Source organism: Erysipelothrix urinaevulpis (genome assembly GCF_009828835.1).
In the GTDB taxonomy this organism is placed as follows: Bacteria; Bacillota_I; Bacilli_A; order Erysipelotrichales; family Erysipelotrichaceae; genus Erysipelothrix; species Erysipelothrix urinaevulpis.
In genome coordinates this window covers 23,895-39,436 of sequence record NZ_WTTB01000008.1, presented here as the reverse complement: position 1 = coordinate 39,436, position 15,542 = coordinate 23,895, and the positions used below count along the sequence as shown (strand labels likewise).

General features: G+C 35.7%; 12 protein-coding genes and 1 other annotated feature. Of the genes, 8 read left to right on the top strand and 4 right to left on the bottom strand.

Going from position 1 to position 15,542, the window contains the following annotated elements:
- Positions 1–233: 233 nt before the first annotated feature.
- From mvk to GVV10_RS08605, 7 genes are read left to right on the top strand one after another with little or no spacing between them, the layout of a single operon-like run.
- Entirely contained in the window at positions 234–1,157 is a 924-nt protein-coding gene (gene mvk / locus GVV10_RS08635) for a mevalonate kinase (protein ID WP_159521716.1), read from the top strand.
- The gene (gene mvaD, locus GVV10_RS08630; protein ID WP_159521714.1) at positions 1,150–2,100 is read left to right on the top strand and encodes a diphosphomevalonate decarboxylase; all 951 of its coding nucleotides are present in this window, start codon (positions 1,150–1,152) and stop codon (positions 2,098–2,100) included. Before mvk ends, mvaD begins: the two co-directional genes overlap by 8 nt.
- On the top strand, positions 2,087–3,142 hold the full coding sequence (locus GVV10_RS08625) for a phosphomevalonate kinase (RefSeq protein ID WP_159521711.1): 1,056 nt from the start codon (positions 2,087–2,089) through the stop codon (positions 3,140–3,142). Before mvaD ends, GVV10_RS08625 begins: the two co-directional genes overlap by 14 nt.
- Positions 3,084–4,091, top strand: a complete 1,008-nt coding sequence (fni, locus tag GVV10_RS08620; RefSeq protein WP_159521709.1) for a type 2 isopentenyl-diphosphate Delta-isomerase — start codon at positions 3,084–3,086, stop codon at positions 4,089–4,091. Before GVV10_RS08625 ends, fni begins: the two co-directional genes overlap by 59 nt.
- Positions 4,088–5,515, top strand: coding sequence for a type 2 periplasmic-binding domain-containing protein (locus GVV10_RS08615; protein ID WP_159521707.1), 1,428 nt, complete (start codon positions 4,088–4,090; stop codon positions 5,513–5,515). Before fni ends, GVV10_RS08615 begins: the two co-directional genes overlap by 4 nt.
- Complete coding sequence (gene ung, locus GVV10_RS08610) at positions 5,508–6,164, top strand: uracil-DNA glycosylase (protein WP_159521705.1); 657 nt, start codon at positions 5,508–5,510, stop codon at positions 6,162–6,164. The genes GVV10_RS08615 and ung overlap by 8 nt, the downstream gene beginning before the upstream one ends.
- Positions 6,157–7,359: a bifunctional folylpolyglutamate synthase/dihydrofolate synthase gene (locus GVV10_RS08605; protein ID WP_159521703.1), complete on the top strand. Its 1,203-nt coding sequence runs from the start codon at positions 6,157–6,159 to the stop codon at positions 7,357–7,359. Before ung ends, GVV10_RS08605 begins: the two co-directional genes overlap by 8 nt.
- 14 nt (positions 7,360–7,373) lie before the next feature.
- Here GVV10_RS08605 and GVV10_RS08600 read toward each other — a convergent pair whose 3' ends face one another.
- Genes GVV10_RS08600 through GVV10_RS08590 form a run of 3 tightly spaced genes read right to left on the bottom strand, consistent with a single transcriptional unit; the run spans position 7,374 to position 9,576 of the window.
- Positions 7,374–8,099, bottom strand: a complete 726-nt coding sequence (locus GVV10_RS08600; protein WP_159521701.1) for an amino acid ABC transporter ATP-binding protein — start codon at positions 8,097–8,099, stop codon at positions 7,374–7,376.
- Positions 8,099–8,755: an amino acid ABC transporter permease gene (locus tag GVV10_RS08595; RefSeq protein ID WP_159521699.1), complete on the bottom strand. Its 657-nt coding sequence runs from the start codon at positions 8,753–8,755 to the stop codon at positions 8,099–8,101. The genes GVV10_RS08600 and GVV10_RS08595 overlap by 1 nt, the downstream gene beginning before the upstream one ends.
- On the bottom strand, positions 8,752–9,576 hold the full coding sequence (locus GVV10_RS08590) for a transporter substrate-binding domain-containing protein (protein ID WP_159521697.1): 825 nt from the start codon (positions 9,574–9,576) through the stop codon (positions 8,752–8,754). The genes GVV10_RS08595 and GVV10_RS08590 overlap by 4 nt, the downstream gene beginning before the upstream one ends.
- A gap of 42 nt (positions 9,577–9,618) precedes the next feature.
- Positions 9,619–9,832, bottom strand: a binding site (T-box leader).
- 222 nt (positions 9,833–10,054) lie between these two features.
- On the opposite strand from GVV10_RS08590, the gene GVV10_RS08585 reads away from it, so the two are divergent.
- On the top strand, positions 10,055–12,310 hold the full coding sequence (locus GVV10_RS08585; RefSeq protein WP_159521695.1) for a SpaA isopeptide-forming pilin-related protein: 2,256 nt from the start codon (positions 10,055–10,057) through the stop codon (positions 12,308–12,310).
- Between the two features lie 49 nt (positions 12,311–12,359).
- Here GVV10_RS08585 and GVV10_RS09500 read toward each other — a convergent pair whose 3' ends face one another.
- Complete coding sequence (locus tag GVV10_RS09500; protein WP_159521693.1) at positions 12,360–15,476, bottom strand: LPXTG cell wall anchor domain-containing protein; 3,117 nt, start codon at positions 15,474–15,476, stop codon at positions 12,360–12,362.
- Positions 15,477–15,542: the final 66 nt, after the last annotated feature.

The window sequence follows — 15,542 nt, the reverse complement described above, 5'->3', positions numbered from 1 at the left end:
TACACCAAATGACCTAGAAGAAAAAATAGGAAGGCTTAATACAAGACCACGTAAGTGTATAAATTTCTATACACCTCAAGAAATATTATTTGAGAACGAAGTGTTGCGCTTAATTTGACAATTAATCCGTTATAAAACACTATGTAAAAAAGACGTTAAATGCATGATTTCATGTGATTGATTGATTTCAGAGTCTGACATCTTTATAATAAACATGAAAAGGATGGAGATCTATGCGTAATGGTTATGGAATAGCATGTGGAAAAATTATCCTAGCGGGGGAGCATTCAGTTGTCTATGGACAACCGGCAATTGCATTACCCTTTTTTAGTGTGCATGCAAAGTGTTTTGTGAGTGTATCAGATGATGATGACACGATGGTGTCGAGTTTATACAGTGGTAAATTAGACGATGCACCTGCACATTTCAATGGTGTTAAAGATGTACTCAATAAATTAAAGAATGATTTAAAAATCACGTCAAATTTGAATATAACGATTGATTCTGATGTGCCAACAGAAAGAGGATTGGGTTCAAGTGCTGCAGTCTCTGTAGCATTGGTTAGAGCAGTCTTTGAATTCATGAATCAAGAGGCAAGCCAAGATGAACTAAGAGATTATACGCATATTGCAGAATCTTATCATCATGATAACCCAAGTGGCATTGATTCAGAGATTATTATTAAAGAACAAACGATTTATTATATAAAAAATAAAAGTAGTGAAATTATGAATGTTGATGTTGATGCAGTCTTAGTGGTTGCTGATACGGGTCAAGCGGCTTCAACAAAAGAGGCTGTACAAAATGTTAGACGTCAATATACAGACCATGCACAAGCAATTAATGACTTGGGTCTTCTAACAAACAAAGCAAAAGAATTCATTAATACTAAAGATATTCAAGGCTTAGGGGATTGTTTATACGAAAGTCATTTAAAATTACAATCCATTGGCGTAAGCAGTTTAGAACTGGATAAATTGGTGGAAGCTGCGATGGAGAATGGAGCCCTAGGTGCAAAGTTAAGCGGTGGAGGCTTGGGTGGATGTATGATTGCTTTATGCACACCCGATAAAACAAATGATGTGTTGTCGTCACTGATTAATGCAGGTTCAAAAAAAACATGGGTAATGAGTTTGAAGGAGGAGTATCATGGCTAAAATTGTTAGAGCAAATACAAATATTGCATTAATTAAATATTGGGGCAAAGCTGATGAAGCCTTAAAAATTCCGACAAACTCCAGCTTATCAATGACACTTGATAATTTATATACCGAAACATCGGTTGATTACCAAAGTGAATTGAGTGAAGATGTTTTTTATTTAGATGGAATCCAACAAACGGGCAAGTCTTTAGAACGAGTCCAAAAATTCATGGATTATGTACGTAAAGAATATAATGTAAAGGAGTATGCACTGATTACATCTTACAATCATGTTCCAAGTGCAGCAGGACTTGCATCATCCGCTTCAGCCTTTGCGGCATTAGCAAAAGCCAGTACACTTCATTTAAATCTTGATGACGAAGCATTAAGTCGTTTGGCTCGTGTTGGCTCAGGCTCTGCTTCGCGTTCAGTCTATGAAGGTTTGGTGGAATGGGAAAAAGGTAAAGATCATGAAACGAGTTTTGCAAAACCGATTCCCAACAGTGATTGGCCTGAGTTAAGAATGGTTATTTGTTTTGTGAATGAAGAAAAGAAAAAGTTTTCTAGTGGCTTTGCAATGCAAGAAACATCTCAAAAATCGGCATATTTCGATGCTTGGGTGAAACAAAGTCATGAGGATATTGTCACAGCAAAAAAAGCTATTGAGGAAAAGAACCTAAATAAATTAGGAACCGTTGTTCAAGAAAATGCATTAAGAATGCATGCATCGTTGATGGCTGTGAATAAATGGTACTTTGAACCCAAAACAATAGAAATTATGAATATTGTAGAAACCTTACAGGCAGAGATACCGGTATACTTTACAATGGATGCAGGTCCTAATGTAAAAATTTTGACAGATGAAGCCCATGTCGATCAATTATTGAATCACCTCAAAGAATATAAAACAATGGTCTGTAAAACTGGAAAGGGATTAACGGTCTATGACGAATTATAAATTTCCTGGGAAATTATTCTTGATTGGAGAATATTTTATTACAGAACCACACGGTGAAGCAGTGATTGCGGCAGTCAATCGTTTTATTAACGTTAGTTCGAAAAAATCGGCTACATTTAAGTTGCGAAGTGATTATGGATCAATTGATGGTTTGAAAAAAGATGTAAAGAGCAAAGATATCGAAATTGCGAATATGGCCGTGAATTTCACTTATGATTATTTAGATTATTTAAATGTAAAAAAGCAAATGTTGTCACTGGAACTAAACAGTACACTGTTAGTTAAAGATAAAAAAATAGGGTTAGGATCAAGTGGAGTTGTCATCGTGGCAATTACACAAACAATTTTAAAAGAACATAATATTCACCTTAGCAAACTTGAACAATTCAAATTTGCTGTTTTGTGTCAACGCATGATAAGTTCACAAGGGTCAAGTGGTGATATTGCAGCTGCGGTATATGGTGGGATTATTCATTATCAAGCGTATGATTTTGAGTGGCTCAATCGTCAAATGATTCGCTATGACTTAATTAAAAAACCGTGGCCCCTATTACAAATCGATGCTATAAAATTAAAAGGACATTATAAGTTAGAGTTTGGCTGGACACAATCAACCAATGGAACGAATGGATATCTGGATACATTTTCAAAATGGAAATCAAAGAATCCAAAAACTTACCAAATATTCACAAAAGAGGCATTGACCTATGTTAAAATGTTTATACAAGGCGATACAAAAACAGCAATTAAAAAATATCGTCAATTAATGTTGAAACTGCAAGATGAAACATTACTAAATATTGAAACTAATCAGCTAAAACAAGCGATTGAAATTGTAGAGCGTCATCATGGCTTTGCAAAAGTTTCAGGATCGGGTGGGGGAGATTGTCTATTCGCTTTAATTGATGACAATACCGATGTAATGGAAATCAAAAGATTATGGCAAGATGTGAAGATAGTGCCATTAGAATTAGAGGTATGGGATGACAACACGTTCAAAAAGAAAAGACGAGCATGTGAAGTTAGCGCTCGCTCAGCATGAAAAGAATAATGATTTTGATTTAATGCGTTTTTATCATCATAGTTTTCCAGAGATAAATTATCGTGATATAGATTTAAGTACTCATTATTTAGGGCAAACATTTAATTATCCGTTCTACATCAATGCAATGACTGGTGGGAGTGAAAAGACCAAAGAATTAAATCGTAAATTTGCGTTAATTGCAAAGCGTTATGGTTTAATGATGGTGCTTGGGTCTCAGCATGCGGCATTGGATGACAAAACGTTAGAAGAAAGTTATCGTGTTGTACGAGACGTTAATCCAGAAGGGTTCATTTTAGGGAATATAAATCCTAATGCTAGTGTTACTGAAGCAAAAAGAGCAGTTGAAATGATTCATGCAAATGCGCTGAGTATTCACATTAATCCAGCTCAAGAATTAACGATGGATGAAGGGGATCGTGATTTTAGTCATTGGCTTCATCGTATCGAATCGATTAATAAAGAACTAGATGTTCCTGTAATTGTTAAAGAAGTTGGTTTTGGTATGAGTCGTTATACGATTAATCAATTACAAAAGATAGGTATCAAACACATTGATGTGAGCGGGAAAGGTGGTACCAATTTTGTGACCATCGAGAACACTCGCTCAGAAGGTAAACGATTTTCATATCTTGAAAATTGGGGGTTATCCACAGTTGAATCATTAATCGAAGCTAAACCGTTTATGAATAAGGTTGAAATTATGGCTTCGGGCGGTATTCGAAATCCATTGGACGTTATTAAGGCATTAGCTCTTGGAGCACAGGCTGTAGGATTGTCGAGTGTATTTCTAAAAATGGTGCATGATAAAAAAGAAGAAGAAATGTATGCGGAAGTTGATCAGTTTATTGATGAGTTGAAAAGAATTATGCTTTTATTAGGAAAAACAAATCCAAGAGAATTAACGGACACTGATATTATTTGGGAAGGACGATTGAAAGAACGATGAAAAAAAATAGATTACTAGTCTTTACAATTGCAATTGCTTTTATCATTGGTCTTGGTTCAACAGTCTATTTTATGGTTAATAATATGTGTTCTCTTGATGGAGAATCGGTGTGTTATAACAAAGATAAAGAACAATTCCAAATTGAAGATGGTGCTAAATTAATCGTTCAAGTAGAAAATAAAGAACTGGGTCAATATCTACAAGAGACATGGGACAAAGAGCATCCTGAACACAAAGGTGCCATTAAAACTAATGTTCAAAAACCATTGTCAGTCAAAGAATTATCTCAAGGGTTTCCTTACGATATTATGGTTACAAGTCAAAATAATGCTGCATATTTTATCAATGACATGCAAAATTTAGGAAATACCTTGGGAAGTGTCGTTGGTTCAAAAATTCCAATTCAGCTACAAGATGCTATAAATATTAAAGGATATTATTTTGTTCAAAATAGTATTGATGGATGGTTTTTTGTTTACAATGAAACCTTGCTTGAAGAGATGGGGTTTGATCTAACAATCTCTGAAGGGGTCGGTTTACCAGATGCTTTAGAATCCTGGGAACTAATTTTTGAGAACTCGGATAAGATATTAGAAAAGTCTAAATATGTATTCCCACTGACATTCAGTGATCAAAATAGTTTTTATCCGTTTCTAACGGGTGGACGTTGGGGTCTTAATTTCACGAATCGTGGGTCGGTTCCAGGGTTTGATTCAAGAGAGTTTCGCGAAGGATTACATTTAATTAGTGAGTTCACGAATCACGATTATTACAAACTAGATGAGAAAAAAGAGAAAGAAAAACCTCAAAAGCCAGATGAAGCAAGCGAAAATGAAGAGGTCGAAGAAGAAATTATTGAACCTAAAAAATTATTGCCGTGGCTTTATGAAGAAGCATTCTACAAACGAGAAACTCCCTTTACCATGTTGCATAGTTCTATGAAATATGAACAACGATTTGAAAAGAGTGAAGATGTTTACAAAGTCTCACCCTTTCCTACATATAAAAATCATCATCTGTCTCCGATGGGTGAGGTGAATGGATACATGGTTCGTGGTGATGTTGAATTTCCTTCAGCGAGTGCAGAAGTTCTCAGGATCCTAAGATCTCCTGAAGCGTTGAAACAATACAAAAGCGCTGATGGTAAAACACTTATTTATAACCGAAGCAATTTTGATGATCTAGATTTTGAAGAAACTGATTTAAGGAAAATTTTAAGTTATAATTATTCTGATACTCCTTCTGTGTTAGCACTTGATAACAATCCAAATAAGTTAGCACGATCCTTGTATGATGAAGTGGATATCATGGATATTCTTGAAAAACTTTACCTCAATGAATTAACGGTAGAAGAGACACAAAAAGAAATTAATGAAAGAGCCCAAGCGTGGCTAGAAGAGTTTGATATCAATGACGATGAATAATACTTGGAAACAATTAATCGAAGAAGAAAAGGCGAAGACATACTTCAATGATATGATGAAAATAATTGATCAGTCTCGCCAAAATACAACAGTATATCCAGCAGAAGACAATGTGTTTTCTGCTTTTGAATTATGTCCTTTCGAGGATATAAAAGTTGTTGTCATAGGACAAGATCCTTATCATCAGCCAAATCAAGCGATGGGTTTGAGTTTTTCCGTGATGCCAGAAACACCGTTACCGAAAAGTCTTATTAATATTTTCAAAGAACTTGAAGACGATTTAGGTGTTAAAAATACAAACGGTGATTTAAGTCATTGGGCTAAACAAGGTGTTTTCCTAATCAATAACGTTCTCACAGTTGAAGAAAGTACGCCTTTATCACATCGGAATATTGGCTGGGAAACATTCACGGATAGAATGATGAAAGAATTAAATGAAAAGCAAGAATTTTTGATTTTTGTTTTATGGGGTAAAGAAGCACAGAAGAAAACAGCAATGATTGACCATAGACATAAAATACTGTGTGCACCACATCCCTCCCCTTTGAGTTCGTATCGTGGTTTTTTTGGATCAAAACCATTTAGTACAATTAATAAAATATTAAAGGATAAAAAAATGCCTGAGATTGACTGGAGAACAGATGTTTAAAGAAGAAACCAGCCTGATTGAAACATTAATTCAGCGTAAAAACCAAACATATGGGACAACCCAGTTAAAAAAAGCCTTGCTTCACTTAGGTTCACCTGAAAAAAATATTAGCGTTATTCAAATTGGTGGCACTAATGGTAAAGGATCTACTACGAATTTTACACGATCGATCCTTCAAGCATCGGGGAATAAAGTTGGCACATTTACATCACCACATTTAGTTCATCATCGTGATCGAATTAGAATAAATGATGAAGAAATTAATGCTGATGAATTTTTACGAATTGCTAATCAAACAGAACCGCTTTGGGACGAATATAACTTAAGTATGTTTGAAATTGATTTGATTATCTCAGTTTTATATTTTATAGAAAAAAACGTTGATGTCGCAATTTATGAGGTAGGTTTAGGTGGTCGTTTGGATGCTACAAGTGTCCTTACGCCAGAACTCATTGGAATAACAAATGTTTCGCTTGATCACATGGCTATCCTTGGAGATACCGAAGAAAAGATAGCGATAGAAAAAGCAGGTATCTTTAAAGACAAGGTTCCAGTGTATAGCAGTGAACTTAAACCTGAAATTCAAAAAGTTTTTATTGAATATGCCAAAGGTCCAATCACTTTCTTACCTAAACCTTTAATAGAATGGGGTAAAGATTCATATCATGTGAAGGGAAGTCAATTAGAATTTGACTTAAAACGTCATGCGAATTATCAAGGATTGAATGCGAATCTAGCCATCGAACTATGCTTAGCGTTTGATGATACTTTGTCTAAAGAATTGATTAAAAAGACGGTGGAAAAAGAAGTCTGGGCAGGTCGGTTTGAAGAAGTTCTTCCTAAAGTCTACTTAGATGGTGCTCATAATGAGGCGGGTGTAAATTCATTGGTTGAAGAAATTAAAACCAGAGATGAAAAAACCTTAATTCTCTTTACTGCTTTAAAAGACAAGGAAGTCAGTGTTATGATAAATCACCTCAATCAAGTGGTCGATCATATGATATTGACCACATTTGATTTTCCTCGAGCAATAACAGAAGAAGACCTAAATAGTATGGATTTGGGGTTAGAGGTAATTTCCCCATATCAAAGCGCTATTGATAAAGCCTTAGAGTATAAAGAAACTCATTCAATTTATATTACAGGTTCACTTTACTTTATTTCATTAGCGCGTGCTTATATAAAAAAAACCTGATCAAGTATCAGGTTTTATAATAGTTTACTTAAGAACTTTTGAGTTCTTTTTTCTTTTGGATTTTCTAATAGTTCTTTTGGGTGTCCTTCTTCTTGGATCAAGCCTTCATCCATAAATAAGATTCGATCACTAATTTCTTTTGCGAAATTTATTTCGTGGGTTACGATGATGATTGTCATACCACTTTGGCTTAGACGTTTGATAACATCAAGAACCTCTTTAACCATTTCAGGGTCAAGTGCACTTGTTGGTTCATCAAAAAGCATGATTTTCGGATTCATAGCTAACGCACGAACGATTGCTAAGCGTTGCTTTTGACCACCAGACAAACTTGTAGGATAATCATCTGCCTTATTAGCTAAACCAACCATAGTAAGGAGTTCAAGAGCTTTTTCTTTTTTTTCGTTTTTCTTTAGTAATTTGGGTGCAAGTGTAATATTTTCTAATACCGTAATATGTGGAAAAACATTGAAATGTTGAAATACCATACCAATATCTTGACGCACTTTGTCAAGGCTTTTTTGTTCATTCTTAATGAGGATATCATTGAAGTGAATGGTCCCCTCATTTGGAATTTCGAGGTAATTAATGCAACGCAGTAACGTCGATTTACCAGAACCTGAAGGTCCGATTATTGAAACAACTTCTCCTTCTTTAATCGAGGTGGTAATTCCCTTTAAGACATGGAGATCACCGTAGCTTTTATGAAGATTATTAATTTTAATGATTTCTTTTTCCATTATGCTTGAAGTCTCCCTTCGAACTTTTTAAGTAATTTGCTTAAGGTGAATGTAATAATAAAATAGATGATACCTACGATAATTAATGATTCGATTTTCATGTGTGTTGTACTTGAGACAATTGCTTCAGATGTCATGAGACTGTTAATGAAAAAGATAGATGCAAGCGATGTTTCTTTAATCATTGTAATAAATTCGTTACCCAATGCAGGAAGGATATTTTTGATTGCTTGGGGTAGGATGATAAATCTCATCATCTGGGCATTGCTAAGTCCTAAACTTTTTGACGCTTCAAATTGACCTTTATCAACAGCCTGGATACCGGCTCTAAATATCTCAGAAACATAAGCACTAGAGTTTACAATAAGTGCTGTAATAACCCAAAAAGTATCGGGTAGCTGGTTTGAAATTAAATCAGCACCTAGGTAATAGAATAAGTATAGCTGTAATAGAATAGGAGTTCCACGTACGATTTCTACAAAAACACTTGCTATCACTGAGAAGGGTTTAAATTTACTCATTTTCATTAATGAAATAAGGGCACCGACAATGGTTCCAAAAAATACGACAATCAATGACAAATAAAGTGTTCCCCACGTACCTTTTAGAAAAACATGGCCATATTTTTCTAAGATATTAAAGATGTTTTGAATCATTCGTTAACCGCTCCTAAATCTTCAGCAAGTTTATTGGCATCATTCATCCACTCAGCATAGAGTCCGTTTTCTTTGACCTCTTTAATAATCGCATTGATATGTTCTAAAAGTTCTGTTTGTTCTTTGGGCATAATTACCATCATACCTTCTTCGTCTATAATGTCGAATTTTACGTCACTGACCATCAAGTCGTCGTTGTTTAAGGTAAATGAAGCACCTGATTCACATGAAATTGCGACGGCATCAACTTTGTTGTATTTTAATTCCAAGACACCATCGTCAAGTTTTCCAATAGGACGTTGTTTTGAATTTGGTAATTGCTGTTGGACATAAGTTTGTTGTAGTGACCCGTTTTGGACAACAACATGTGCTTCTTCAAAGTCTTTGAGTGATTTGAATTCATCAGCACGATCTTTTCTAACTAAAAATCCTTGGCATGTTGATTCACTGTTGTCATAAGAGTCGCTGAATTGGATTTGTTTAGCTCGTTCTTCAGAATGGGTAAAACCTGAAATTCCAAGATCGAAACGTTCGAGTGCAATTGCACTTGGAATGTCAGAGAAATCCATCGCCTTGATGGTTAACGTAATACCCAGTTTTTCAGCAATATATTTTGCTAGTTCTATATCGGCCCCAACGTATTGATCTTGCCCTTGTTTGCTAGGATCAATAAATTCATAGGGAACGTAGTCTGGTGAGACAGCGACAACGATTTCTTTTTTATCCAAAATGTCTTGATAAAGATTACTTTGTTCTTCTGGTTTCGAGGAACAAGCAGTTAAAAATAGTGTAACAAATAAAATAATAAGTGTTTTTTTCATAAATATCTCCTTTTAAAATAAAAACAGCGTCTTTAGGCATAGCCTAGAGACGCTGTTGCGTGGTACCACTCTAATTATCTTGCAAATAGGCAAGATCACTCGTATCCGTTAACGCTCGGTAGGCGGTAGAAACTACTGTAAGTTCATCACTACATCTCGCAAGTGCGGTTCAATCTACAACTCTTATCAGGCTTCCACCACCCCCGATTCGCTTTCAAAAGTTTTGTAAATTTACTCTCTTGTTCATTGATTTACCTACAACATTAAATGAAAAAGTGTTGCTTGTCAACAATATTGTCACAAGAAAGTCTATAAAATGTATAAACATACGTGAAATGAGTCAAATGACAGGCAAGATAATTGTTGAGTTTTTGTTAAAGTGATATTTTATGTAAGCGGCAAAAACAGCGATTTATTAAGATTGTTGTGAATTATGAATGAATAAAAAATGGATATCGAAATATACAGAGGAGGAAATATGAAAAAGAAAATAACAATGTCATTGGTATTCTTGATGACACTAGCACTATTTGTACAAATATTATTACAAGCACCTTCAACAAAAGCGGAAACAAAGAGATCTATTATTACAACGATGAAGATTAATCATAAAGCAGATGTCTATGTTCCAAGTGAGACATTAATCATCGAAGGAACGTGGCGTTTACCTGATGATACGGTTGAAAAAACATACAAAGCTAACGACACATTTTCAGTTAGCATACCAAAGGGGTTAAGCCTTATGGGACGTGAGTTGAAACTAGGTAAATACGGTATTGGGCGTCAAGTTGATGACAAAATAGTGTTTACATTTACAAAGGAAATTGAGCAAAAAACTAATCGACATAGTGGATTTAGTCTTGTGTATCGAATTGATGATCAAAAAAATAATGACATCATTAATCTAGATTTAATAAGTGTTGATGAGACAAATACGATTGTATTAAACGATTCGATTAAAGTTGATAACACTCAACGAGACACTAATAACTATAGTAAAGAATCATTTTCAAAAGGGTCCTTTGGTTTGGGTCGTCAAACAGATCAAGGTTTACGTTGGTATATTCGCGTAAATCGTGATGGGAGTCTTCCAGGAAATACGGTGAAATTATCAGATCGTCTGGGACCTAATCAAGTCTTGGATGATACAAGTTTTAGAATTAATATTGCAAGACAAGGAGAACATTCTATTGGTTCGAAAGTTTATGAGGGTCCAATTGCTTTTGATCGTGATAAAAAAGGGTTTTCTTTAGAGTTGGATATCAGTGAAGGTCAGTGGTATAACATTGAGTATGAAACAATCTATACGGGTGACTATGGTAACGGTGGTGTTTTTGATTTAGAGAACAGTGCTTTTTTAAAAACATCAAAGGGGACAAATGTTCCAATGGATGGTGGACAAAATAATTTGGCCATAGGACAGTTTAATTTAGGGGGTTGGGGAACTGGGAATGGCAGTCCTAGAGGAAACTTATCGATTGTTAAAGAGGACAGCGATACGAACACAAGACTTTCTGGAGCTGTTTTCAAATTTACCCATAAGGTTTTCTCAAGCGAAAGCTTTGTATTAAAAACAGATGAAAATGGTCAGGCTTTCAAAAAAGATGTGATAGCGGGTGTTTATGACGTTGAAGAAATTGTTGTACCCAATGGTTATGTCGGTATGGATAAAAAAGAAGTTTTGATAGTTTTTAACGATCAACGGGAAGTGGAATTGAAGTTTAAGAATGATGCAATCCCGTTTGACTTAAGTGTATCAAAAACATGGATTGATGATGAAGGAAATCAAATTCATCCTCAAATCCCAATTGTTTTTAAGTTATTTGCTGATGGGGAGTTAATTAGACAAGTTGTTATGCCGAAAAATCAATATAAGCTAACATTTGTCGGTTTAAAAAAATTCAATGTAGATGGCGAATTAATTGATTATAAATTATATGAAGAAGCAATAAAAGGCTATGAGTCAAGCATTGACTATCATCAAGAAAACCAACTCTTTAATGTGGTGAATTCACTAATACCTTTAGAAATAAATGACCCACTATACCCGAATGAGGAAGTCGTTCCTGAAGAAACAGTGGAAGATTTGGAAATAGAGGAAGTAACACCAGTTGTTCCTGATAGTAGTATCGTTCCTCATGATCCACTCACACCTACAGAAGAAGTCGTTCCTGAAGAAACAGTGGAAGATTTGGAAATAGAGGAAGTAACACCAGTTGTACCTGATAGTAGTATCGTTCCTCATGATCCACTCACACCTACAGAAGAAGTCGTTCCTGAAGAAACGGTGGAAGACTTGGAAATAGAGGAAGTAACACCAGTTGTACCTGATATAAGTATCGTTCCTCATGATCCACTCACACCTACAGAAGAACTTGTTCCTGAAGAAACAGTGGAAGACTTGGAGATAGAAGAAGTAACACCAGTTGTTCCTGATATAAGTATCGTTCCACACGATCCACTCACACCTACAGAAGAACTCGTTCCTGAAGAAACAGTGGAAGACTTGGAGATAGAAGAAGTAACACTAGAATGGGCAGACGAAGTAGAGTTATTGACATCAGTCAGCAAAGAACCAAGACAAGAAATGGCTGTACTTGGGGTCGATAAAGCAAAAGAAATACCCAAAGTATCCACGCTCCCTAATACAGGGATAGCTGCAAATTATTGGGGTATCGTTAGTGTTCTTACTGGATTAGGGTTTGTCCTGATTTCTAAAAATAAAGAAGAATAGATAAAAAAAGCAGTTTCTCAATTTGAGAACTGCTTTTTAACATACTTTATTATTTTCGTTTTTTACGCGTAATCAGATAGCCAACACCAATCAAGGATAGTCCAATTGATAATTGGTGTGAACTCATACCAGTACTTGGTAATTTTGAATCGTCTTTATCGTCTTTATCGTCAGGATTGACTGGTTTTGGTTCAGTTGGATCTACAGGATCAACAGGATCAACAGGATCAACAGGATCTACACCACCGTTACCATCATCTTTGACTAGGCCGTCTTTAGCTGCTTTAAGTGCTTTCAAGCTACTTTCAAGTGTGTCTTGTGTCACTTTGTTGTCAAACTCATCTTGACTTACTCCGTTTGTGAAATCAATTTCTTGTTGATGTGCTCTTTCGATTAAAGCTAATGAATCCTTAAGAGCTTCTTCGAAAACGTTAACACTTTCATCGGTATAACCGGATAAATCGAGATCTTTCGCTTCGTTTTCAATGAAATGTTCTAAAGAACGGGTTGAAACACTTTGGAAAGGAATGTGTTTATATAACTTAATTGTGTCGTAATAAGCGCCGCTAGTTTCAAAGTATTTCGAGGCTCCGACATATATTCTCAAGTAATCTGCACCTTCAGGCGCTTCAACAGTAGCACCAATATCTTGCCATTCGTTGTGTTTGCTACGGTAATGAATGATGTTTACGCCATCACGATCACTGCCGACTTGTCGTTGAGATTCAGGCTCAGTACCATTTTTATAGTAGCGGACCATGAGGCTAGCACTTCCATCAAGGTTAAAGAGTTTACCAGTTGTTGTATATGTTTCACCAGCATCCACTTCTATCGGATCACTCATAATGAAGATTGTTTCATGCTGACTCTTATCAATAATTTTTAATGATTGTTTACCTGTAAATGCTTTTTCATCAGTTGTTTCAGCACTAACATTGTCGGTAATATCCATCATGTTTGACCAACCCGGAATGCTAAAGTCAGTTGATCGTGTTTGAGGATTTTCGAAATCACCGTTTAGTATGTCTTGCTCAACTTTAGCGCTAAGGGTTGAAACTTGTTCTTCAACATCAACGACATTAACTTTAGTGACACCTTCACCTGTTGCAAGTAACATATAAATATTTTGGTTACCTTGTTTATCTTCAGATAGTGTAATAAAATCAACTTCTTTGTCTGTTGGAATTGTGACATGATCCCATCGCTTGGATGTTGGGTCGATAACGGTTAAGAAACCACCCATATCAGTATAAAGTAAGCCATCATTTCCGAATTCAATGTGGACAGGTCTCCACATTCCACGTCCTTGAATGGAAGGGTAAACGTTTTTATGTTTCGTAAATTCGTAGGTGTTTGGATCCATTGTAAAGATTACACCATCGCTAACTCCCCATAATTGACCTTTATCATCAAATGTCAAACCACTAATAAGAGGAGAATTTTTTGTTTCTGTGAAAGGTAATTTAATTTCTTTAATGACTTTCTCTTGGTCCATATCCCAAACAAAGATAACAGGTTCAGTTGCCATTTGTGCTGGATCAGCATCAAGCCCCCCACGTATGGTTGTTGAACCAAAGATAAGATTGTCTTTTTTGGCCAATCCAACAATGCTTTGATTTTTTACAATGTTTGTATGGACAGTTTTAGTATCTGTTTTTGGGTTATAAATTGCCAGTGCTCCACCAAGTTTACCATAGAATGGAATCGTTCCAATCAACAGTAAGTCATCTTGATACTTCATTATGTAAGGTCTATCTTGACCATAATCATCAATTAAGTTAAACAATACTTCGTCTTGAAGTGTTTTAGTATTTAATCGGTGAATAACTGCACTACCGTAAGTTCCAAAATAGACGTCATCACCTTCACCGGCAACAATTCCTTCAGCTTGTCCATAAGGGAATGATTGATAAGTTTCATTTTTTGTATCAAATTTTACACCTTTTGGTCCCCCAGGATAAGATGTTAGGAAGATGTCTCCATAGTTATCTTTAGCAAGGTTATGTAATTGTAAAGGTGTTCCTCTCATAACGTTTGGAACATCTGTCATCGAACCATCAGATAAATCATAGACTGCACTTCCACCTAAGCGTTGGAATGTGACAAAGAAATCTTTATTATCTTTTGTAAAGACAGCACCACCACGATGACCAGCGATTTTACCACCAATTTCTCTTAAGCTTAAATCACTGACATCTAATTCATGCAATAGATTGTTGTATGTGACATATGCTTTACTGCCTTTTTGAGCTAATTGATTCCAACCCCATGCCCCAAATGCTTCATCAGGTTGTTTTTTATAAACGGTATCAGACCACTCTTGATTGACTAAATCAAAGAATGTTAGTGCATCTGATTTACCAGCATCAACACGAGCAACTAATGTATCTTGCACAACATCAAGGTCATAAATGAAGTGAAGGTTTTCGCGTTCATCACCCTGTTTATCAACAAGACCAATAAGGTCGCCTGTTAAGTCCTCATATTCTTTTGTCTCGACATTTAGACGGAACAGCATCGCTTGTTCTCCGACTCCTAAATAAATGTATCCATCATGATATGCCATCGAACGAACATAACCAGAACCTGGATTAACAATCCCTAAGTTTTCAAATTGTTTTGTTTTGACGTCATATTTAAATACACTACCTTCTTGTTCTTTGAAACTACCAACATACAGATTACCATCAGCATCTGTTGCTGATGACCAAAATTGATGTGCAGAACTAGGATTACCTAATTTTGTAATTGTTTTGGCTGCGGGATCATAACTATAAGATGTTCCCCCTGTTGTTGTGTTTGCACTGATGTAAACTGTTCCATCAGGCGCAACGCTATGACCATAAGCGCTTGATGTATTTGGAAGATGTTCATTGAATACTAATTCATTTTTTTCAATGTCGACAACATTAAAGTATCCTCCATTTGTCATAGAATAACCATAGAGTACCCCATCATACTCGTTGTGCACGGCAGTCGTTACTGTGACGGCACTTGGATCACCTGGACCCATATATTCAGGCTTGGCAAACCCCCTTGTACCAAGACTTGTAACAATGTTTGGATTTTCTGTTTTACTTTCCGCACCGACACTCAACGGTGTTAAACAAGAAAAACCTAACAATAAAGCTAAAAGAAATACTTGAAATTTTTGTAGTTTCTTCATGACACTACTCCTTTCTTACATTCTTTAGATTATCATGTAAACGCTACCATCACTATAAATATATTG

Coding starts and splice junctions, on each gene's coding strand:
- mvaD (WP_159521714.1), top strand. CDS start 1,150: ATGGCTAAAATTGTTAGAGCAAATACAAATATTGCATTAATTAAATAT.
- ung (WP_159521705.1), top strand. CDS start 5,508: ATGAATAATACTTGGAAACAATTAATCGAAGAAGAAAAGGCGAAGACA.
- fni (WP_159521709.1), top strand. CDS start 3,084: ATGACAACACGTTCAAAAAGAAAAGACGAGCATGTGAAGTTAGCGCTC.
- GVV10_RS08595 (WP_159521699.1), bottom strand. CDS start 8,755: ATGATTCAAAACATCTTTAATATCTTAGAAAAATATGGCCATGTTTTT.
- GVV10_RS08605 (WP_159521703.1), top strand. CDS start 6,157: ATGTTTAAAGAAGAAACCAGCCTGATTGAAACATTAATTCAGCGTAAA.
- GVV10_RS08615 (WP_159521707.1), top strand. CDS start 4,088: ATGAAAAAAAATAGATTACTAGTCTTTACAATTGCAATTGCTTTTATC.
- GVV10_RS08590 (WP_159521697.1), bottom strand. CDS start 9,576: ATGAAAAAAACACTTATTATTTTATTTGTTACACTATTTTTAACTGCT.
- GVV10_RS08600 (WP_159521701.1), bottom strand. CDS start 8,099: ATGGAAAAAGAAATCATTAAAATTAATAATCTTCATAAAAGCTACGGT.
- GVV10_RS08585 (WP_159521695.1), top strand. CDS start 10,055: ATGAAAAAGAAAATAACAATGTCATTGGTATTCTTGATGACACTAGCA.
- GVV10_RS09500 (WP_159521693.1), bottom strand. CDS start 15,476: ATGAAGAAACTACAAAAATTTCAAGTATTTCTTTTAGCTTTATTGTTA.
- GVV10_RS08625 (WP_159521711.1), top strand. CDS start 2,087: ATGACGAATTATAAATTTCCTGGGAAATTATTCTTGATTGGAGAATAT.
- mvk (WP_159521716.1), top strand. CDS start 234: ATGCGTAATGGTTATGGAATAGCATGTGGAAAAATTATCCTAGCGGGG.